This window comes from Cellulosimicrobium sp. NPDC030954 (genome assembly GCF_055571305.1).
Genome location: NZ_JBVIFN010000007.1, coordinates 90794 through 110509 on the forward strand (window position 1 = coordinate 90794; position 19716 = coordinate 110509).

Annotated in this window: 21 protein-coding genes; 12 read left to right on the forward strand and 9 right to left on the reverse strand. The window is 75.1% G+C overall.

The window, feature by feature from the left end; genetic code table 11:
• Nucleotide 1: 1 nt before the first annotated feature.
• Together ACZ402_RS14660 and ACZ402_RS14665 are read right to left on the reverse strand one after the other, a co-directional pair.
• Entirely contained in the window at nt 2-754 is a 753-nt protein-coding gene (locus ACZ402_RS14660; protein WP_375824399.1) for an ABC transporter ATP-binding protein, read from the reverse strand.
• Between the two features lie 80 nt (nt 755-834).
• Complete coding sequence (locus ACZ402_RS14665; RefSeq protein WP_375824400.1) at nt 835-1953, reverse strand: ABC transporter permease; 1119 nt, start codon at nt 1951-1953, stop codon at nt 835-837.
• Between the two features lie 204 nt (nt 1954-2157).
• Here ACZ402_RS14665 and ACZ402_RS14670 point away from each other — a divergent pair, with 204 nt between their 5' ends.
• The 7 genes from ACZ402_RS14670 (at nt 2158) to ACZ402_RS14700 (ending at nt 9978) form a co-directional block, all read left to right on the forward strand.
• Nucleotides 2158-3519, forward strand: coding sequence for a sensor histidine kinase (locus tag ACZ402_RS14670; protein ID WP_375824401.1), 1362 nt, complete (start codon nt 2158-2160; stop codon nt 3517-3519).
• Nucleotides 3516-4157, forward strand: coding sequence for a response regulator transcription factor (locus tag ACZ402_RS14675; protein ID WP_375824402.1), 642 nt, complete (start codon nt 3516-3518; stop codon nt 4155-4157). Before ACZ402_RS14670 ends, ACZ402_RS14675 begins: the two co-directional genes overlap by 4 nt.
• Nucleotides 4158-4314: 157 nt before the next feature.
• On the forward strand, nt 4315-4584 hold the full coding sequence (rpsO, locus tag ACZ402_RS14680; protein WP_021479897.1) for a 30S ribosomal protein S15: 270 nt from the start codon (nt 4315-4317) through the stop codon (nt 4582-4584).
• 314 nt (nt 4585-4898) lie between these two features.
• Nucleotides 4899-7124: a polyribonucleotide nucleotidyltransferase gene (locus tag ACZ402_RS14685; RefSeq protein WP_053371618.1), complete on the forward strand. Its 2226-nt coding sequence runs from the start codon at nt 4899-4901 to the stop codon at nt 7122-7124.
• A 1-nt stretch (nt 7125) separates the two neighbouring features.
• Nucleotides 7126-8457: a M16 family metallopeptidase gene (locus ACZ402_RS14690; protein WP_375824403.1), complete on the forward strand. Its 1332-nt coding sequence runs from the start codon at nt 7126-7128 to the stop codon at nt 8455-8457.
• Nucleotides 8458-8677: 220 nt separating this feature from the next.
• Nucleotides 8678-9433 (forward strand): 4-hydroxy-tetrahydrodipicolinate reductase, encoded by a 756-nt coding sequence (gene dapB / locus ACZ402_RS14695; protein WP_375824525.1) that lies wholly within the window; start codon nt 8678-8680, stop codon nt 9431-9433.
• Nucleotides 9434-9543: 110 nt separating this feature from the next.
• The gene (locus ACZ402_RS14700) at nt 9544-9978 is read left to right on the forward strand and encodes a hypothetical protein (RefSeq protein WP_375824526.1); all 435 of its coding nucleotides are present in this window, start codon (nt 9544-9546) and stop codon (nt 9976-9978) included.
• A gap of 41 nt (nt 9979-10019) precedes the next feature.
• Here the strand turns inward: ACZ402_RS14700 and ACZ402_RS14705 are convergent, their stop codons facing one another.
• From ACZ402_RS14705 to ACZ402_RS14730, 6 genes are all read right to left on the reverse strand, one after another.
• Nucleotides 10020-10478: a hypothetical protein gene (locus tag ACZ402_RS14705; RefSeq protein WP_375824404.1), complete on the reverse strand. Its 459-nt coding sequence runs from the start codon at nt 10476-10478 to the stop codon at nt 10020-10022.
• Nucleotides 10479-10558: 80 nt separating this feature from the next.
• Nucleotides 10559-11068 carry a GNAT family N-acetyltransferase gene (locus ACZ402_RS14710; protein ID WP_375824405.1) on the reverse strand — a complete coding sequence of 170 codons (510 nt, stop codon included), beginning with the start codon at nt 11066-11068 and terminating at the stop codon, nt 10559-10561.
• Between the two features lie 47 nt (nt 11069-11115).
• The gene (locus tag ACZ402_RS14715; RefSeq protein WP_375824406.1) at nt 11116-11436 is read right to left on the reverse strand and encodes an AzlD domain-containing protein; all 321 of its coding nucleotides are present in this window, start codon (nt 11434-11436) and stop codon (nt 11116-11118) included.
• Nucleotides 11433-12257 (reverse strand): AzlC family ABC transporter permease, encoded by an 825-nt coding sequence (locus ACZ402_RS14720; RefSeq protein ID WP_375824407.1) that lies wholly within the window; start codon nt 12255-12257, stop codon nt 11433-11435. Before ACZ402_RS14720 ends, ACZ402_RS14715 begins: the two co-directional genes overlap by 4 nt.
• Nucleotides 12254-12913, reverse strand: coding sequence for a TIGR00645 family protein (locus ACZ402_RS14725; RefSeq protein WP_375824408.1), 660 nt, complete (start codon nt 12911-12913; stop codon nt 12254-12256). The genes ACZ402_RS14720 and ACZ402_RS14725 overlap by 4 nt, the downstream gene beginning before the upstream one ends.
• A gap of 126 nt (nt 12914-13039) precedes the next feature.
• The gene (locus tag ACZ402_RS14730; RefSeq protein WP_375824409.1) at nt 13040-14524 is read right to left on the reverse strand and encodes an NAD-dependent succinate-semialdehyde dehydrogenase; all 1485 of its coding nucleotides are present in this window, start codon (nt 14522-14524) and stop codon (nt 13040-13042) included.
• A 114-nt stretch (nt 14525-14638) separates the two neighbouring features.
• Here ACZ402_RS14730 and dapA point away from each other — a divergent pair, with 114 nt between their 5' ends.
• The 3 genes from dapA to ACZ402_RS14745 all read left to right on the forward strand — a co-directional run bounded on the left by dapA (nt 14639) and on the right by ACZ402_RS14745 (nt 18150).
• Nucleotides 14639-15583 (forward strand): 4-hydroxy-tetrahydrodipicolinate synthase, encoded by a 945-nt coding sequence (gene dapA, locus ACZ402_RS14735; RefSeq protein ID WP_375824410.1) that lies wholly within the window; start codon nt 14639-14641, stop codon nt 15581-15583.
• Between the two features lie 50 nt (nt 15584-15633).
• On the forward strand, nt 15634-17319 hold the full coding sequence (locus ACZ402_RS14740; RefSeq protein ID WP_375824411.1) for a ribonuclease J: 1686 nt from the start codon (nt 15634-15636) through the stop codon (nt 17317-17319).
• Between the two features lie 231 nt (nt 17320-17550).
• Nucleotides 17551-18150: a DUF4328 domain-containing protein gene (locus ACZ402_RS14745; RefSeq protein ID WP_375824412.1), complete on the forward strand. Its 600-nt coding sequence runs from the start codon at nt 17551-17553 to the stop codon at nt 18148-18150.
• Nucleotides 18151-18169: 19 nt separating this feature from the next.
• On the opposite strand, the gene ACZ402_RS14750 is transcribed toward ACZ402_RS14745, so the two are convergent.
• Complete coding sequence (locus tag ACZ402_RS14750; RefSeq protein WP_375824413.1) at nt 18170-18748, reverse strand: TetR/AcrR family transcriptional regulator; 579 nt, start codon at nt 18746-18748, stop codon at nt 18170-18172.
• A gap of 112 nt (nt 18749-18860) precedes the next feature.
• On the opposite strand from ACZ402_RS14750, the gene ACZ402_RS14755 reads away from it, so the two are divergent.
• Nucleotides 18861-19271: a hypothetical protein gene (locus ACZ402_RS14755; protein ID WP_375824414.1), complete on the forward strand. Its 411-nt coding sequence runs from the start codon at nt 18861-18863 to the stop codon at nt 19269-19271.
• A 74-nt stretch (nt 19272-19345) separates the two neighbouring features.
• Nucleotides 19346-19711: an Imm51 family immunity protein gene (locus ACZ402_RS14760; RefSeq protein WP_375824415.1), complete on the forward strand. Its 366-nt coding sequence runs from the start codon at nt 19346-19348 to the stop codon at nt 19709-19711.
• Nucleotides 19712-19716 lie beyond the last annotated feature (5 nt).

A 19716-nucleotide genomic window follows, 5' to 3' on the forward strand; every position in this document is an offset into this window, starting at 1 on the left:
CTCAGACGGGTGTCGGCGCCTCGACGACCCGGCCGTCCGCCAGGTGCACGCGGGCGTCGACCGGGTCGAGGGTCGCCTCGTCGTGCGTGACGAGCAGCGTCGCGGCGTCGAGCTCGCGCGCGAGGCGCACGACGAGCTCCACGACCTGCACGCCGCGCTCGTGGTCGAGCGCCGAGGTGGGCTCGTCGACGAGGAGCACCTGCGGGTCGTTCATGAGCGCCCGGGCGATCGCCACCCGCTGGCGCTGACCGCCCGAGAGGTGCTCCGGGCGGCGGTCCGCCCGGTCGGCGACGCCCACCGCATCGAGCAGGGCGAGCGCGTGCGCGCGGCGCGACGCCGCGGGCCGGCCCCGCAGGTGGCTCATGAGCTCGAGCTGCTCCAGCACGGTGAGGGACGCCACGAGCTGCGGCTGCTGGAACACGATCCCGATGCGCTCGCGGCGCAGGGCCGCCGCGCGGTCCGCGGCGCGCCGAGCCCGACGCCGGGACCCGCGGCCGGCCGCTGGCGCACCCCGCTGGTCCTCGGGTCCGTCGAGCGGGGCGCTGACGACGTCGTCGCCGACCCGCACCACGCCGGACGTGGGCGGCGTGAGGGTCGCGGCCACGGCGAGCAGGCTGGACTTGCCGGCGCCGGAGGGGCCGAGCAGCGCCGTGGTCGTGCCGGACGGCACGGTGAGGCTGACGTCGTCCACGGCGACGAGGACGCCGTCGCCGTCGGGGTAGGCGAGGCGGATGCGGTCGAGCGTGAGGTCCATGGGAGCTCCTCGGGTTCGGGGTGGGCGTCGGGGCCGGGTCGGAGGGGTGACGGAGGCGTCGGGACGGCGACCGGGGCAGGTCAGCGCGCCGCGAGCGCGGCGTGCGGGTCCACGCGCGCGACGCGCGTCACCGCGAGCACCGCCCCGAGCCCGCCGAGCACGACGAGCACGACGGCGGGGACGAGCGTCGTCGAGAGGTCGACGACGACGGGCATGACGCGCGCCGCGAGCAGGCCCGCCCCGGCCGCGAGCGCCGTGCCGAGCCCGACGCCGACGCCGAGCACCACGCCCGCCTGGCCGATCGCGTCGCGCAGGAGGTAGCGCGTCGAGGCGCCGAGCGCGCGCAGCACGGCGACGTCTCCGGCGCGCTGGATGGTCCAGACGGTGAAGAACGCGCCGACGACGAGCGCGGAGATGGCGAGGAGGAACACCTGCATGAGGGTCAGCGAGAGGTTCTCGGCGGTGAACGAGGAGATGGCCGAGCGCGCCTCGCGCGGCGTCGCGGTGACGGTCCCGAGCTCCGCGTCGGCCGCGGCGAGCGCGTCCGCCGACGGTGGCTCCTCGCCGAACCGGAGCGCGACGACGGTCGCGGCCGGGCCCTCCTGTGCGTCGCCCGCAGCGCCGCCGCGCGCGCCGACCGCCTGCCAGTCGTCGAGGGAGACCCACACGACGGGCGTGTGGGAGAAGTCGGCCTCGACGTCCTCGACCGCGGCGACCCGCAGGTCGAGCGGGCCCGCGCTGACCCGGTCGCCGACGTCGGCGCCGAGCGCGTCGGACGCCCCGCGGGAGAGCACGACGGAGCCCGGCGCGACGTCCGTGCCGTCGCCGGAGGTCCCCGGCACCAGGCCGGAGCCCGGCCGGACGCCGAAGGCGGTGACGGCGGCGGTCGTCTCGCCGGAGGCCCGCACCGTCGCGACGCCGAGGGGCTCCGCGGCGCGCACGCCGGGGACGGCGGCCCACGCGTCCCGCTGGTCGGCGGTGACCTCCGACTCGGTGAAGGTCGGCGAGGCGCCCTCGGCCGGGGGCGCGAACGCGAGGCGGTCGGCGGGCAGGTCCGTCACGGCCGACGTGCTCGCGCGGCCGAGGCCGGCCGTGAGCGCGGCGAGGAACGCGACGAGGAAGGTGATGAGCGCGACGACCGCGATCATGAGCGCGAAGCGCCCGCGGGCGTGGCGCAGGTCGCGCAGGGCGAGGAACACGGGGACGACCTCCGGGGTCCGTGGGGTGAGGGACGGGGTGCGGGCGGCGCAGGCCGCGCTCTCCCGTCGACGGTCCCTCCACGGTCCCGCGGCGCGGGCCGTGGCGGATCGTCGCCGCGGTCGGTCCTGCGTCGCCGCGGGGTGGAGCCGGGCATCGACCGTTCGGACGATGCCGGGCCGGGGCCGGGTGGCTAGGGTGTCGCCGTGATCCCGGCCGTGCCCTCGACCCCCGCCGCGCCCGACAGGCCCGTCGGGCCCGGCGGACGCGTCGTGCCGGCGGCCACCCGCTGGCTGCGCCGCGGCCTGGACGTCCTCTTCGTCGGCCTGCTCGCGCTCGCCCTCGCCGGGGCGCTCGCCTCCGGCACGGTGCGCGGCCTCGTCGCCGTCGCGGCGGGCGCCGCGCTGCTCGCGCTCTACGTCCTGGGCCGGCGCCGCCTGCCGCTCCCGGACGACGTGGGAGCGCCGCGCGGCGCGTGGTGGCCCGCCGGGGCGTGGGTGACCGGGCTCGTGGTCCTGTGGGTCGCCCTGTGCCTGACCTCGGTCACGGCCGTCTGGGTCGCGTTCCCGCTCATGTTCGTCGCGATGCACGTGCTCGGCCCGCGCCGCGGCCCGGTCGCGGTCGGGGCGGTCGTGCTCCTCGTGGTCGGGGTCATGTGGGCCGGCACCGCGAACCTCGCGGTGCCGTTCGTGCTGGGCCCGGCGATCGGCGGCGCCGTGGCGGTCGTCGTCGTGCTCGCGCTGGAGGCGGTCGTGCGCGAGTCGCAGGAGCGTCAGCGCACCCTCGACGAGCTCGTCCGGACGCGCGACGAGCTCGCCACCGCCGAGCGCGAGCGCGCCGTCGCAGGGGAGCGCGAACGCCTCGCGCGCGAGATCCACGACACGCTCGCCCAGGGGTTCTCCTCGGCCGAGCTGCTCCTGCGCGCGGCGCAGACCGCGCTCGACGCCGGGGACGTCAGCACCGCGCGCGGGTACGTCGAGCAGACGCGGGAGGTCGCGCGGCACAACCTCGCCGAGGCGCGGCGCGTCGTGCGTGCGCTCGCGCCCGCCGACCTCGCGTCGTCGAACCTCGTCGACGCGCTGCGCCGGACCGCGGCGCGGACCGCGGCCCGGACCGCGGCTCGTCCGACGGCCGACCCGGTCGGGGGCGCGTCCGGTGCCGGGCCGGACGTCGTCGTGCAGGTGAGCGGCGACCCCGTGGCGCTGCCGACGGACGTCGAGGCCGCCCTGCTGCGCGTCGCCCAGTCCGCGCTCGCCAACGTCGAGCGGCACGCGGCCGCGACGCGCGTCGCCGTGACGCTGAGCTTCCTGGCGGGCGCGGCGGCGGGGGAGGAGGCGGTCGCCCTCGACGTGGTCGACGACGGGCGCGGCTTCGACCCGGAGGCCCTCCCCGCGCCCTCCGACGACGTGCCGGGCGGGACGTCGGGCGGGTTCGGCCTCGTCGCGATGCGCGCGCGGCTCGCCGAGCTCGGAGGCACGCTGTCCGTGGAGTCCGCGCCCGGTGCGGGCACCGCCGTGGCGGCCTGGGTGCCGCTCGGGGCCGCCGAGGACGCGGAGGAGGGGCGATGACCGGACCGGGCGTCGTCGACGTCGTGCTCGCGGACGACCACCCGGTCGTCCGCACGGGCCTGCGCGCCGTCCTCGAGGCGGAGCCGGACGTGCGCGTCGTCGCCGAGGTCGGCTCGGCCGAGGAGCTCCTCGCGCGGCTGCGCGGCGGGCTGCGGGCCGACGTCGTGCTGCTCGACCTGCAGTTCGGGCCCGGCCGGCTCGGAGGGGTCGACGCGGTCCGCGAGATCGTCGCGACCGACGGGCCCGCCGTGCTCGTCGTGACGACCTACGACGCGGACGCCGACATCCTCGCGGCCGTCGAGGCGGGCGCCCGCGGCTACCTGCTCAAGGACGCGCCGACGCACGAGCTCGTCGCCGCCGTGCGCGCCGCCGCGGCGGGCGAGGTCGCGCTCGGCCCGGCGGTGCAGCGGCGGCTGCTCGGCCGCCTGCGCAGCCCCGGCACGGCGCTCACCGCGCGCGAGCTCGAGGTGCTCTCGCTCGTCGCCGAGGGGCGCACCAACGACGAGATCGCGCGCGAGCTGTTCCTGTCCCGTGCGACCGTGAAGACCCACCTCGTCCACGTCTACGACAAGCTCGGCGCGCCGTCGCGCACCGCCGCCGTCGCCGAGGCCCGACGGCGCGGCCTCCTGCGCGGGTAGCGCGCCGCCCCGTGGTGCGCCGGCTCGCGCGGAGCACGACCGGGACGAGGCGGCGCGTCCACCTGGTAAGATCGATGCGCCGTCTGACCGGCCGCGGATCCAGAGAGCCCCGGGAGAACCGTCCCGGCGCACCGCGCAACGAACCCGAAGGAGAACCGTGCCGCTCGACACTGCCACGAAGCAGCGCATCATGACCGAGTACGCGACGAGCGAGGGCGACACCGGTTCGCCCGAGGTTCAGGTCGCGCTCCTCACGCAGCGCATCAAGGACCTCACCGAGCACCTCAAGGAGCACAAGCACGACCACCACAGCCGTCGTGGTCTGCTCCTCCTCGTCGGCCAGCGCCGTCGCCTCCTCGGCTACCTGCAGAAGGTCGACATCAACCGCTACCGCAGCCTCATCGAGCGCCTCGGTCTGCGTCGCTGACACGACACCGCCAGCCCGGTCCCTGCGGGGACCGGGCTGGTCTGGTGTGATGTACCCGTCACACCCCGGCTGAGCACCACCCAGCCGCACACCACCCACCGCGCCGCCGGCCTCTCGTTCGGTCCTCGGTAGTGGCTCACGGACCCCCGCGGTCTCGTCTCCGGACGTGATCGTGCGGGAACCGCCGTGGACCTCGATCGAAGACCGCCGAGCGTCGAGTGCGACCGGAGCCCCCGCGCCACGCGCGCCGGGGCGCGGACCGGAACCCTCGACAGGGGCTACCCGGGCGGCGCTTCGAGAAAGGGAGGGCACCCGTGGAGGGTCCCGAGATCCAGTTCGCCGAGGCCACGATCGACAACGGTCGCTTCGGCACCCGCACCGTCCGGTTCGAGACCGGGCGCCTCGCCCGTCAGGCCGCCGGCTCCGTCGCCGCGTACCTCGACGACGAGACCATGCTCCTGTCGGCCACGACGGCCGGCAAGCACCCCAAGGACCAGTTCGACTTCTTCCCGCTGACGGTGGACGTCGAGGAGCGCATGTACGCCGCGGGCCGCATCCCCGGCTCGTTCTTCCGCCGCGAGGGCCGCCCCTCGACGGACGCGATCCTCGCGTGCCGCCTCATCGACCGCCCGCTGCGCCCGCTGTTCGTCAAGGGCCTGCGCAACGAGGTCCAGGTCGTCATCACGGTCCTCGCGCTCCACCCGGACGACGCGTACGACACGCTCGCGATCAACGCCGCCTCGGCGTCGACGCAGATCTCCGGCCTGCCGTTCTCCGGCCCGGTCGGCGCGGTCCGCATCGCGCTCGTCGACGGCCAGTGGGTCGCGTTCCCCAAGTACTCCGACAAGGAGCGCGCGGTCTTCGACATGGTCGTGGCCGGGCGCGTCGTGGGTGACGACGTCGCGATCGCGATGATCGAGGCCGAGGCCACCGACGGTGCCTGGGGCCTCGTCAAGGACGAGGGCGTCGGCGCGCCGACCGAGGAGGTCGTCGCCGAGGGCATCGAGGCGGCCAAGCCGTTCATCAAGGCCCTGTGCGACGCGCAGTCGGCGCTCGCGGCCCAGGCGGCGAAGCCGGTCAAGGAGTACCCGGTCTTCCTGGACTACCAGGACGACGCGTTCGCCGCGGTCGAGGCCGAGGTCTCGACCGACCTGCGCGCCGCGCTCGCCATCGCGGACAAGCAGGACCGCGAGAACCGTCTCGACGAGATCAAGAACGAGATGGTCGGCAAGCTCCAGGCCGGGTTCGACGGCCGCGAGAAGGAGCTCTCCGCCGCGTACCGCTCGCTGCAGAAGAAGCTCGTGCGCCAGCGCGTCCTCACCGAGGGCGTGCGCATCGACGGCCGTGGGCTCGCGGACATCCGTACCCTGTCGGCCGAGGTCGAGGTGCTCCCGCGCGTGCACGGCTCCGCGCTCTTCGAGCGTGGCGAGACCCAGATCATGGGCGTCACCACGCTGAACATGCTCCGCATGGAGCAGCAGATCGACTCGCTCGGTCCGGAGACGCGCAAGCGCTACATGCACAACTACAACTTCCCGCCCTACTCGACCGGCGAGACCGGCCGCGTGGGCAGCCCGAAGCGCCGCGAGATCGGCCACGGCGCGCTCGCCGAGCGCGCGCTCGTGCCGGTGCTCCCGAGCCGCGAGGAGTTCCCGTACGCGATCCGTCAGGTGTCCGAGGCCCTCGGCTCCAACGGCTCGACGTCCATGGGCTCCGTGTGCGCCTCGACGCTCTCGCTCCTCAACGCGGGCGTGCCGCTGCGCGCCCCCGTCGCGGGCATCGCGATGGGCCTCATCTCCGACACGGTGGACGGTGAGACCCGCTACGCGGCGCTCACCGACATCCTCGGTGCCGAGGACGCGTTCGGCGACATGGACTTCAAGGTCGCCGGCACGCGCGAGTTCGTCACGGCCATCCAGCTCGACACCAAGCTCGACGGCATCCCCGCCTCGGTGCTCGCCGGTGCGCTGACGCAGGCGCGCGACGCGCGCCTGACGATCCTCGACGTCCTCGCCGAGGCCATCGACGTGCCGGACGAGATGTCCCCGAACGCCCCGCGCGTCATCTCCGTGAAGGTGCCGGTCGACAAGATCGGCGAGGTCATCGGGCCCAAGGGCAAGATGATCAACCAGATCCAGGAGGAGACGGGCGCGGACATCTCCATCGAGGACGACGGCACCGTGTACATCGGCGCCACCGACGGCCCGTCGGCCGAGGCCGCCCGCGCGGCGATCAACGCGATCGCCAACCCGCACGTCCCGGAGATCGGCGAGCGCTTCGTCGGCACGGTCGTCAAGACGACGTCGTTCGGCGCGTTCATCTCGCTCTCCCCGGGCAAGGACGGTCTGCTGCACATCAGCCAGATCCGCAAGCTCGTGGGCGGCAAGCGCGTCGAGAACGTCGAGGACGTGCTCTCCATCGGTCAGAAGGTCCAGGTCGAGATCGGCGAGATCGACCCGCGCGGCAAGCTCTCGCTGCACGCCGTGGTCGAGGAGGAGGCTCCGGCCGACGCTCCCGCGACCGAGGGCGCGGACGCCTGACGTGCCCTGGGACCTCCCGCTCGTCCCGGCGGGTGACGCCGGGGCCGAGCTGACCGCCGGGCAGGACGGAGCGACCATCCGTCGCTCCGTCCTGCCCGGCGGGGTCCGCGTGCTCACCGAGTCGATGCCGGGCCTGCGCTCGGCGACGATGGGCGCGTGGGTGGGCGTCGGCTCGCGCGACGAGACCGACGGCCACTTCGGCTCGACGCACTTCCTCGAGCACCTGCTGTTCAAGGGCACCGCCCGCCGCTCGGCCATGGACATCGCCGAGGCGTTCGACGCCGTCGGCGGCGAGGCCAACGCCGCGACCGGCAAGGAGCACACGTGCTACTACGCGCGCGTGCTCGACGCCGACCTGCCCATGGCGGTCGACGTCATCGCCGACATGGTGACGTCCGCGCGGCTGGACCCCGACGAGCTCGAGACCGAGCGCGGCGTGATCCTCGAAGAGCTCGCGATGAACGACGACGACCCCTCGGACGTCGTGCACGAGGAGTTCGCGGCCGCCGTCCTCGGCGGGCACGCGCTCGGGCGGCCCATCGGCGGCACCCCGGACACGATCAACGCGGTCCCGCGCGAGGCGGTCTGGGAGCACTACCGGTGGCACTACCGCCCCGAGACGCTCGTCGTCGCGGCGGCCGGCGGCGTCGACCACGACACGCTCGTCGCACAGGTGGGCCAGGCGCTGCACGACGGCGGCTGGTCGCTCGACGCGGACACCGCGCCGCGCGCCCGTCGCGACCCCGCCGACCCCGCCCTCGCGGACGTCGGGACCACGGGGGTCGAGCTGTCGGTCCACCGGGCCGTCGAGCAGGCGAACGTCGTCATCGGCGGCACCGGCCTGTCGGCGACGGACGACCGTCGCTTCACGCTCTCCGTGCTCAGCGCGGTGCTGGGCGGCGGCATGAGCTCGCGCCTGTTCCAGGAGATCCGGGAGAAGCGCGGCCTCGCGTACTCGACGTACTCCTTCGCGTCGGGCCACGGCGGCATCGGTACGTTCGGCCTCTACGCCGGGTGCGCGCCGTCCAAGGTCGACGAGGTGACCGAGCTCCTGCACGCCGAGCTCGACCGCCTCGCCGGCGACGGCATCACCGGCGCCGAGCTCGACCGCAGCATCGGCCAGCTCTCCGGCGGCATGGTCCTCGGGCTCGAGGACTCCGGCTCGCGCATGAGCCGGCTCGGCAAGGCCGAGCTCGTCTACGGCGAGCTCCTGAGCGTCGAGGAGTCGCTCGACGCGATCCGCTCGGTCACGGCCGACGACGTGCAGAAGCTGGCGGGCGAGCTCGCCTCGCGGCCCCGGTCCGTCGTGCGCGTCGGGCCGTTCGGCGGCTGAGCCCTCGCCTGCCACGGCGTCTCGCGGCGGCCGTCCTCCTCCCGGAGGGCGGCCGCCGTCGCGCTGCGGGCCGGGTGCCGTGGGCGCGCCCACCACCGGTGCCGCGGACGGCGCGCCGGTCGGCCCGCGCACCGGCGATAGGGTGACGGGCGTGAGCGAGCAGAACATCCCCGCGCCCGATACCGCCCCGACCGACCCCGGCCAGGGGCCGGGCCGCCCGTTGCGGGTCGCCGTCCTGGGCGCTGCCGGGCGCATGGGCGCGACCGTCTGCACGGCCGTCGAGGGTGCGGCGGACCTCGAGCTCGTCGCGCGTCTGGACGCCGGCGACGAGGTCACGTCCGCGACGCTCAACGGCGCCGACGTCGCCGTCGACTTCACGGTCCCGTCCGCGACGGAGGCGAACGTCCACGCGCTGATCGACGCGGGCGTGCATGCGGTCGTCGGGACCACGGGCTGGACGGACGAGAGCCGGGGTCGGGTCACCGAGCACCTCGAGCGCCGCGCCGCGGGCGGCGGCCCCGCCCTCGGCGTCCTCATCGCCCCCAACTTCGGCCTCTCGGCCGTCCTCGCGATGACGTTCGCCGCGAAGGCGGCCCGTTACTTCGAGTCGGCCGAGGTGATCGAGCTTCACCACCCGGACAAGGTCGACGCGCCGTCCGGCACCGCCCGGCACACCGCTGCGGCGATCGCCGCGGCACGTGCCGACGCGGGCCTCGCCCCGAGCCCCGACGCGACCGAGTCCGGGTGGGAGGCGCGGGGCGCCGACGTCGAGGGGGTGCGCGTGCACGCGGTGCGTCTGCGCGGCCTCGTCGCCCACGAGGAGATCCTGTTCGGCAACGCGGGCGAGCAGCTCGTCATCCGGCAGGACTCGTTCGACCGCGTCTCCTTCATGCCGGGCGTGCTGCTCGCCGTGCGCGAGGTCGTCGCGCGCCCGGGCCTGACGGTCGGTCTCGAGAACGTGCTGGACCTGGCGTGAGCGCCCCCGACGGCACCGACGGCACCGAGGGCCCCGCCGACCCCGGCGAGGACCGCGGTACGGGCACCGGTCCCGGTCGGCAGGGCAGGGCTGCCCGGCCCTGGAAGGCGATCGTCGGCGCGGTGCTCGTGACGATCCTGCTCGCGCTGTACGTGTGGCAGGTGGCGGGGCGTGCCGCCGCGCTGGTCGGCACGGGCGAGCCGGTCGCGATGGTGATCGGTGCGGGCGTGCTCGTGCTGCCCCTGCTCGTGGTGGGCCTGGTCGGCCGCGAGTTCCTGCTCGCGGGCACGGTGCAGCGCATGGCGGACGACCTGGCGGCGCGCGGCCGGCTCCCCGTCGACGACCTGCCGCGCTCGCCCGGGGGGCGGATCGACCGGGACGCGGCCGACGCTGCGTTCGCGCCCTACCGCGACGCGGTCGACGCCGACCCCCAGAGCTGGGAGGCGTGGTACCACCTGGCGTTCGCGTACGACGCCGCGCGTGACCGCCGTCGGGCGCGCGAGGCCCTGCGCAAGGCCGCGGCTCTCTACCGCGCCCGTCGCTGACCGAGGCGGTCCACCCGACGTGGGCGGACCATGTCGGCAGGTCAGAGGCTCGTCCAGCAGTAGAGGCGGTGGCCCGCGTCGTCCGCCTGGACGCACAGGGTCGCGAGCCGGTGCAGGGCACCGGCCAGGTCGGCGGGGTCGGAGCCTTCCAGCTCCTCGGTGGCGGCCCAGCGCACGGCGACGGCGTCGAGGTCGGTCGAGGTCGCCGCGGCGAGCGCCGTCACGAGCTCCGCGGTGACCGCGACGACCCACGGACCCTCGTCGCCCGCGCTCGCGACGAGCTCCCCGTGCCGGGGGTCGCTCTTCGCCTCGGCGTACGGGCGGTCCGTGAGGAGGCCCGCGAGCGTGCCCAGCACGACGAACGGGTCGATCCCCTTGAGCTCGACCGTGGGGAACACCGGCTGGTTCGTCAGCGGGTCGGGGCTGCTCGGGCCCGTCCGTGCCGCGCGACCGGCCTGCGCGTCGTCGGGTGCGGAGAAGTAGTCGGTGAGGATGCCCATGGCGGTCGATCCTCGCAGGTCACCCGCGCGAACGGGTCACGACGGTGTCACGGCTGCGTGACGAACGGTGGCACGAGCCCTCAGATCTCGGCGGCCCACCGGCGTTCCACGACGTCGCGCACCCCGGTGGCGAGCGTCCGGGTCCGCCCGTCGGGCCCGAGCCCGGCGCCCGCGAGGAACGTCTCGCGCGCCGTGTCGCCGTCGAGCACCCAGGTGACGACCTCCTCCGCGCCGTCGCGTCGCAGCCGGTCGACCGCCGCCGCGAGCAGACGCGACCCGTGGCCGCCGCGCTGGTGGCGCGGCTCGACCTCGAGCGCGAGGACCTGCCCGGGGGCCACGGCGGCGAACCCGACGACGTCGGCGCCCGCGCACGCGACGAGCACGCCGAAGCCCGGGCCGGGGGGCGAGGAGATGCCGGCGGCCCACTGCTCGCGCATCCGCACGGTGTCGAGCGCGTCGAGCACGTCGGCCCCGAGGACCTCGGCGTGGGACGAGCGCCAGGCACCGACCTGGATCGCGGTCACCGCGACGTCGTCGCCGGGCACGGCGGGGCGGACGGAGACGTCGGCGGTCTCGCGGAAGAGGCTCACGGGTTCACCCTACGAGACCTCGGGCGTCGGCCGTGACGGAGGCGTCCTCAGCCCCAGCCCAGGGCGCGCAGGCCCGCGGCCGTGGCTGCGGCGAGCACGACGACGACGATGAACGGCGCGCGCAGCGCGAGCGCGACCGCCGCGACCGCGAGCGCGGGCAGGCGCGCGTCGACGACCAGGGCCTGCCCGTCGCCGACCGTCTGCACCGTGACGAGCGCCGCGAGGAGCGCGGCGGTCACGAGCGCGGCGGTGCGGGCGACGCGCTCGTCCGCGAGCCAGTGCTCGGGCACGAGGTGCCCGGCCAGCTTGAGCGCGAAGCACACGGCGGACGCGACCAGCACCACGACCCACACGGTCGCTGACGTCATGACGGCTCCTTCCCGGGGCGCCCGTCGGCGGGCGGCGCCGACGGCCCGCTCGACGCGTCGCGCCGGCGCCGCGCGTCCACCTGCCCGATGACGATCGCGACGGCGGCGGCCGCCAGCACCGGGACGCCGCCCGGCGCGACCGGGATGAGCGCGGCCGCGACGACGACGGCCGCCGCCGCGGTGAGCTGCATCGCCCGCGCCGCGAGGCGGGGCCACAGGAGGGCGAGGAACGCCGCGGCGGCGGCCGCGTCCAGGCCCCACGCGCGCGGGTCGCCGAGCGCGTCGCCCGCGAGCGCCCCGACGAGCGTCATGGCGTTCCAGAGCACGAAGATGCCGACCCCGGTCCACCAGAACCCGGCCCGGACCGCGCGGCGCGAGCGCTGCGCCGTCGCGACGGCGGTCGACTCGTCGATCGTGAGCTGCGCCGCGACCACCTTGTGCCACGAGCGCAGCGCGAGCAGGGGGCCCAGCTGCGCCCCGTACAGCGCGTTGCGGACCCCGAGGAAGCCCGCGGTGGCGATCGCGGCGCCCGGCGCGCCGCCCGCGCCGACGACGCCGATGAGCGCGAACTGCGACCCGCCCGAGAACATGAGCAGGCTCAGCGCCATGGTCTGCGCGACGTCGAGGCCGGCGACCACGGACAGCGCCCCGAACGAGATGCCGTACAGGCCCGTCGCGACGGAGACCGAGACGGCCTGGCGGACCGCGGCGCGGACCTCGTCCTCGACGGCGTGCTCGACGGCGTCGGTCACCTCGGCGTCGAGCGACGCGGGCGCGTCGGGCTCGGCGTCGGGGCGCGTGACGTCGTCGGGCCGGCTCATGCGTGCGGGTCGGCCGGGCCCTCGCCCGCCGCGGCGGCGTTCGCCGCGCGCTGGTGCGCCGTGAGGGACATGCGGTCGATCGCCGCGAGCGCGAGCGCGGACACGACGAACGCGAGGTGGATGATCGTCTGCCACAGCATGGTCTCGGCCGTGATGCGGTTGCTCGACGACTCGATGAACGTGCGCAGCAGATGGATCGAGGAGATGCCGATGATCGACATCGCGAGCTTGGTCTTGAGCACGTTCGCGTTGACGTGGCTCAGCCACTCCGGCTGGTCGGGGTGGTCGTCGAGCCGGATGCGCGAGACGAACGTCTCGTAGCCGCCGACGATGACCATGATGAGCAGGTTGGAGATCATGACGACGTCGACGAGGCCGAGGACGGCCAGCATGATCTCCTCGGCGCCGTAGGTGTGCGTCTCGAGCTGGTGCGTGTCCGCGTTCATGGCCGACACCTCGCCGGTGAACCCGCCGACGATGAGGTGCCACAGCTCCTTGAGGAACTGCCAGACGTAGACGACCTGGGCCACGATGAGGCCGAAGTAGAGCGGTGCCTGGAGCCAGCGGGACGCGAAGATCATGTACCCGACGGTCGTGACGCGGGCGTTCGGGGAGGGGGCGGTCGGGCTGGTGGTCAGCGCGGGCGACGAGGGCACGGGCGGAGGCTCTCCGGGAGTCGGCGGCAGGGGAGCGTCAGGCTACAACGCGCGGTGCCGGCACGTCGTCGGGCACCACGGCGCCGGGCACGCCCGCCGCCGCGCGGGCGTCGTGGACGTCCCGCCTCAGAGCGCGACGTACACGGTCTCGAGGTACTCCTCGAGGCCCGCCTCGCCGCCCTCGCGGCCGAGGCCGGACTGCTTCAGCCCGCCGAACGGCGCGCTCGCGTCCGACACCATCCCGCGGTTGATACCGATCATCCCGGCCTCGACCTCCTCGGACACCCGCACGGCGCGGTCGAGCGAGGCGGTGTACGCGTAGGCGGCGAGGCCGTACTCGGTCGCGTTCGCGAGCGCGAGGCCCTCGTCGTCGTCGCCGAACGCGACGACCGGCGCCACCGGCCCGAAGATCTCCTCGGTGACGACGCGCGCGTCCGGGTCGACGCCGGACAGCACGGTCGGCACGTAGAAGTACCCCGTGGACCGCGGCCGGTCGGCGCCCGTGAGGACCTGCGCGCCGCCGTCGGACGCGGCGTCGACGAGCTCGGCGACCTTGTCCACCGCCTTCGCCTCGATGAGCGGGCCGACCTGCGTCCCGTCCTGCGCGCCCGGCCCGACCCGCAGGTCCTCGAACGCGGTGGCGAGCCGCTGCGCGAACTCGCGCGCGACGGCGTCGTGCACGAGGAAGCGGTTGGCCGCGACGCACGACTGGCCCGCGTTGCGCAGCTTCGCGACGAGCGCGCCCTCGACCGCGGTGTCGAGGTCCGCGTCGGCGAACACGAGGAACGGCGCGTTGCCGCCGAGCTCCATCGAGGTGCGCAGCACCTGGGGCGCGGCCTTCTCCAGGAGCGTGCGCCCGACGGCCGTCGAGCCCGTGAACGACAGCTTGCGCAGGCGCTCGTCGGCGAGGAGCGGCTCGGTGACGTCCGCGGCGCGCGACGACGGGACGACGTTGACGACGCCGGTCGGCAGCCCGCGGTCCGCGAGCTCGGACCGGATGACCTCGGCCACGAGCGCCGTCGTCAACGGCGTGAGCCGGGCGGGCTTGATGACGACGGTGCAGCCCGCGGCGAGCGCCGGCCCGATCTTGCGCGTCGCCATCGCGATGGGGAAGTTCCACGGCGTGACGAGCAGGGCCGGGCCCACGGGCCGGCGGAAGACGAGCTGCCGGTTGCCGCCCGCGGGTGCGGTGCGGGCGAGCCCGTCGGCGCGCACCGCCTGCTCCGCGTACCAGCGCAGGAAGTCGGCGCCGTAGAGCACCTCGGCGCGCGCCTCGGCGAGCGGCTTGCCGCACTCGGCCGTGATGAGCGCGGCGACGTCGTCGGCGCGCGCGACGACCCGGTCGTAGACGGCGCGCAGGACCTCGCCGCGCACGCGCGGGGGCGTCGCCCGCCACGCGGGACCGGCGCGGTGCGCGGCGTCGAGCGCGCGGAGCGCGTCGGCGGGGCTCGCGTCGGCGACGTCGAAGAGGGACTCCTCCGTGGCCGGGTCCTCGACCTCGAACGTCCGGCCGCCCTCGGCGGGGCCCCAGTGGCCGTCGACGAGCAGCCCCGTGGGCACGTGCGCGACGAGCGCGGGGGAGAGGTTCGACGTCGAGGCGGGGCGGGACATGCTCCGAGTATCGCCCTCGGGGTCGCGGGGACGCACCCGGGCGGCGGTCGCGCGGGGCGGTCCCACGCCTGGACGGGCGCGGTGCGGGGACCCGCCGCACGGTAGTTTGTGCACATGGTCCTTCCCGCCACCCCCGCGCGCCCGTTCGGTGCCGTCCTCACGGCCATGGTCACCCCGATGACGCCCGACGGCGCCGTCGACCTCGCGGCGGCGGCCCGGCTCGCGAAGCGCCTGGTGGACGACGGGAACGACGGCCTGGTGCTGAGCGGCACGACGGGCGAGTCGCCCACGACCCACGCGCCGGAGAAGCAGGACCTCGTGCGCGTCGTCGTCGACGCGGTCGGCGACCGCGCGGCGGTCGTCGCCGGGGCCGGGTCCAACGACACCGACCACGCCCTGCGCATGGCGGAGCAGGCGGCCGAGGCCGGCGCCGACGGGCTCCTCGTCGTCTCGCCCTACTACTCGCGCCCCAGCCAGGAGGGCGTGTACCGGCACGTGACGGCGATCGCCGACGCGACCGACCTGCCCGTCATGCTCTACGACGTCCCCGGACGCACGGGCGTGCGGATCGCCCCCGCGACGTACGCGCGGCTCGCGGCGCACGAGCGGGTCGTCGCGAGCAAGGACGCGACGGGCGACGTGTACGCCGCCGCCAAGCTCGCCGCCGCGACCGGGCTCGCGTTCTACAGCGGCGACGACGGCCTGCTGCTGCCGTTCCTCGCGCACGGCGCCGCCGGCATCGTGTCCGTGTCCGGGCACGCGGTCGCCGGGCCGTTCGCCGAGGTCGTGCGCCGCTTCGACGCGGGCGACCACGCGGGCGCGCTCGACGTCTTCCTCACCACGACGCCCGTCATCGACGCGCTCAACGGCGCGGGCTTCCAGGCCGTCATGGCCAAGGCAGCCGTCGAGCTGCGCGGCCTCACCGACAACCGGTTCCTGCGCCTGCCGAACGTCGCGGCGACCGAGGACGACGTCGCGCTGGTCCGCGACGCCCTCGTCGCCGCGGGCGTGCTCGTCGGCGCGAGCACCGCGGCGGCCACCGCCGCACCCACGAACTAGCGAGGGCAGGAGCCCTCGAAACCCCCGGCTCAGCCACGACAGGAGGCCCCGTGAGCCATCCCCACCCTGAACTCTCCCTGCCTCCCGAGCTCCCCACCGGAGGGCTGCGCATCGTCGCCCTCGGCGGGCTCGGGGAGGTCGGCCGCAACATGGCCGTCCTCGAGTACGACGGGCGCCTGCTCGTCATCGACTGCGGCGTCCTCTTCCCCGAGGACAACCAGCCCGGCGTCGACCTCATCCTCCCGGACTTCGACTACATCGCGGACCGGCTGGAGGACATCGAGGCGATCGTCCTCACGCACGGCCACGAGGACCACATCGGCGCCGTCCCGTACCTGCTGCGCCTGCGCCGCGACATCCCGCTCGTCGGGTCGCAGCTCACGCTGGCGTTCGTCGAGGCGAAGCTCAAGGAGCACCGCATCTCGCCCGTGACCCTCGCGGTCAAGGAGGGCCAGGTCGAGCAGCTCGGCGTGTTCCGATGCGAGTTCGTCGCCGTGAACCACTCGATCCCCGACGCGCTCGCGGTCGCCGTGACGACCGGCGCCGGGACCGTGCTGCACACGGGCGACTTCAAGATGGACCAGCTCCCGCTCGACGGGCGCATCACCGACCTCCGGGCGTTCGCGCGCCTCGGCGAGCAGGGCGTCGACCTGTTCATGGTCGACTCGACCAACGCCGAGGTCCCCGGGTTCGTCACGCCCGAGGTCGAGATCGGCCCGGTGCTCGACAACGTCTTCGCAGCGTCGGAGAAGCGCATCATCGTCGCGTCGTTCTCCTCGCACGTGCACCGCGTGCAGCAGGTCCTCAACGCGGCGCACCACCACGGGCGCCGCGTCGCGCTCGTCGGGCGCTCGATGGTCCGCAACATGACCATCGCCGCCGAGCTCGGGTACCTCCACGTGCCCGAGGGCGTGCTCATCGACCTCAAGAAGGTCGACTCCCTGCGCGACGACGAGATCGTGCTCATGTGCACCGGCTCCCAGGGCGAGCCCATGGCGGCCCTGTCGCGCATGGCCAACGGCGACCACAAGGTCCAGGTCGGCCACGGCGACACCGTGATCCTCGCGTCGTCGCTCATCCCGGGTAACGAGAACGCCGTGTTCCGCATCATCAACGGGCTCACCCGGCTCGGGGCGCGCGTCGTGCACGGCGGCAACGCCAAGGTGCACGTGTCCGGGCACGCGAGCGCGGGCGAGCTCCTCTACTGCTACAACGTGCTCAAGCCCAAGAACGTCATGCCGGTGCACGGCGAGGTCCGCCACCTCGTCGCCAACGGGGCGCTCGCGGTCCGCACGGGCGTGCCGGCCGACCGCGTCGTGCTCGCCGAGGACGGCGTCGTCGTCGACCTCGTCGACGGCAAGGCGTCGGTCGTCGGCGCGGTGCCCTGCGGGTACGTCTACGTCGACGGGTCGAGCGTCGGCGAGATCACCGACGCCGAGCTCAAGGACCGGCGCATCCTCGGCGAGGAGGGCTTCGTGTCCGTCTTCGCCGTCGTGGACTCCGCGACGGGCAAGGTGCTCGCCGGGCCCCAGATCCTCGCGCGCGGGTTCGCCGAGGACGACAAGGTGTTCCAGGACATCCAGCCGGAGGTCGTCAAGGCGCTCGAGGACGCGATCGCCGGCGGCGCGACCGACACGCACCAGCTCCAGCAGGTCATGCGGCGCGTCATCGGGCGGTGGGTCTCCAACCGCCTGCGCCGCCGCCCGATGATCGTCCCGGTGGTCGTCGAGGCGTAGCGCCAGCCCCCGGGCCGGTCGGCCCCTCGGTCGACCGGCCCGGAATGGGGCGAAGTACCACTATCCTGGCGCTCCGCCCGAGCTCCCAGGAGACCGCCCATGTCCTCCCCGCACCCCGCCGGCGCTCCGTCACCGCACTCCTTCCCTGCCGCCGCCCCCGTTCTCGCCGGTCATGCCGGGGTGCCGAGGACGCCCGCCGCGTCACCGCGACCGGTGCCCCGTGGCCTGGGCGTGGCGTCCGTCGCCCTCGCCGCAGCGGTCGCCGGGGGAGCGGTGGTCCAGGCCGCGCTCGCCGTACCCGTGGTCTCGACGCTGCACGAGCTCGTCCGGGGTCGGAGCGTGTCGATGGCGGTCCTCGCGGCGTACGACACCGTCGCCCTGCTGTTCTGGGTGGTTCAGCTCGCGGCCGGGATCGTCACCGTCGTGTGGCTCTGGCGCTCCCGGCGCTTCGCCGAGACCGTGACGCCGTGGTGGTCGCACGCGCGCTCGCGCGTCTGGGTCTGGCTGGGATGGATCGTTCCGGTCGTGTCGCTGTGGTTCCCCCTCCAGGTCGTGCGCGACGTCCGTGCGGCGACGCTCCGCGCGGAGCGTCCGGGGCTGGGCGGCTGGTGGGCGGCCTGGCTCGTCGGAGGGTTCGCCGCGAACGCCGGCGGTCGGCTGATGAGGTCGGACTCCCCGGACGTCTGGTCGGCGCTCCCGGTGCTGGACGCTGTCGCGGCCGTCGCTCTCGTCGTCGCCGCCGTGCTGTGGGCGCGCGTCGTGCGGGAGGTGGGCGACGGCCAGCGGGCCGTCGTCGCGTCCGCGACCGCGCCGGGCGCCGGCTGGTCCTGACCGTCGTCGGCGGGACCCGTCAGCGTCCCGCGAGCGCGCGCCCGACCGTGGTCGTGGCCCTCACGTAACGCTCGGCGCGCTCCGCGTCGTCGCCGGGGACGAGGTCGGCGAGCTCGAGCGAGACCAGGCCGTGCACGAGGCCCCACAGCCCGAGCGCGACGTCGTCGACGGCTGCCGCGTCCGGCACGAGGCGCGCGACGGCGTCGCGCAGCACGAGGAACGTCGCCTCCTCGACGGCGCGGGGGCGCTCCGCGCCGGGCCGCACGCCGCGGGCGAACATCACCGCGTAGAAGTGCGGGTCCGCGAGCGCGAAGGCGCGGTACGCGCCGCCGAGGGCCGCGAGGTCCGCGCCCGGGTCGTCGGTCCGGACGACGGCCGCGAGGTGGGCGGCGAAGCGCCGGAAGCCCTCGGCGGACACGGCAGCGACGAGGTCGTCGCGGCTGCCGAAGAGCGCGTACACCGCGGACGGGCTCGTGCCCGCCGCCGTCGCGACCGACCGCACCGTCACCGAGCCCTCGCCGTGCGCGGAGATGGCGCGCGACGCCACGTCGAGGAGGCGGTCGCGCAGAGCGTCGTCGTGCAGTCGGGGGCGGGCCACGCGACGAGTCTAGAGGGCTTGACCCGGGTTTGCGAACGGTGTTCTATAACAGTGTTCGTAAACCCGGGCGGCACCTGGCGCCCGGGTCGTCCCGCTCACCCCGGAGGTTCCCGTGCTCGAGCTCACCGACGCCGCCCGCATCACCGCCGGCATCGTCCTGCTCACGGTCGTCGGCATCGAGTCCGGCGGCGCGTTCCTCGTCAAGGTCGTCACGCGGCGCGTGCCGGCGACGGGCTTCCAGACGTCGTTCTTCCGCGCCGGGCACGCGCACGCGGGCGTGCTCGTGGTCCTGGGGCTCGTGTGCCTGCTGCTCGCGGACGCCACCGACCTCGCGGGCTTCTGGCGGTGGCTCGCGGCCACCGGGGTCCTCGTCTCCGCCGTCCTCCTGCCCGCCGGGTTCTTCCTGTCCGCGGTGGGTGCGGGGCGCGACGCGCCGAACCGGGCCGTCGTGCTGCTCCCTGCCGGCGGAGTGGTCCTCGCGGCGGGGGTCGTGACGCTGGCGATCGGGCTCTTCCTCGGGTGACGGCGGCGGTCCGGGCGCGCGCGGTGCTGCGGGTGCGCCACGGCGTCGTGGGCGGCCGCCGCTACGGTTCGGGCATGACGAACGCCGAGGACTTCGCCCCGCTCGACCCCGTCCGCCTGGTGACCCTGTCGCAGGGGTGGAGCATCATCTACTCGCCCGGCGGCCCGGAGTGGCACCAGCACAAGGGCGCCCTCGAGCGGCACGGCGTCGAGGGCTCCGGGTACGACTTCTCCGGCGCGCTCCAGGCCACGCTGACCGACCACGAGCCGGGCGTCCTCGACGCCGTCGGGTTCGACCCCGAGGGCGGCATGGTGAGCGTGCACGGGCCGGACCTCGACGCCCTGCACGCCGCGGCCCGGCACCTGCACCGCCTGGTCACCGACGAGCAGGCGCTCGACGCCGCGCTCGCGCGGTCCGCGGAGCTCGGGCTCGACGACTGAGACGT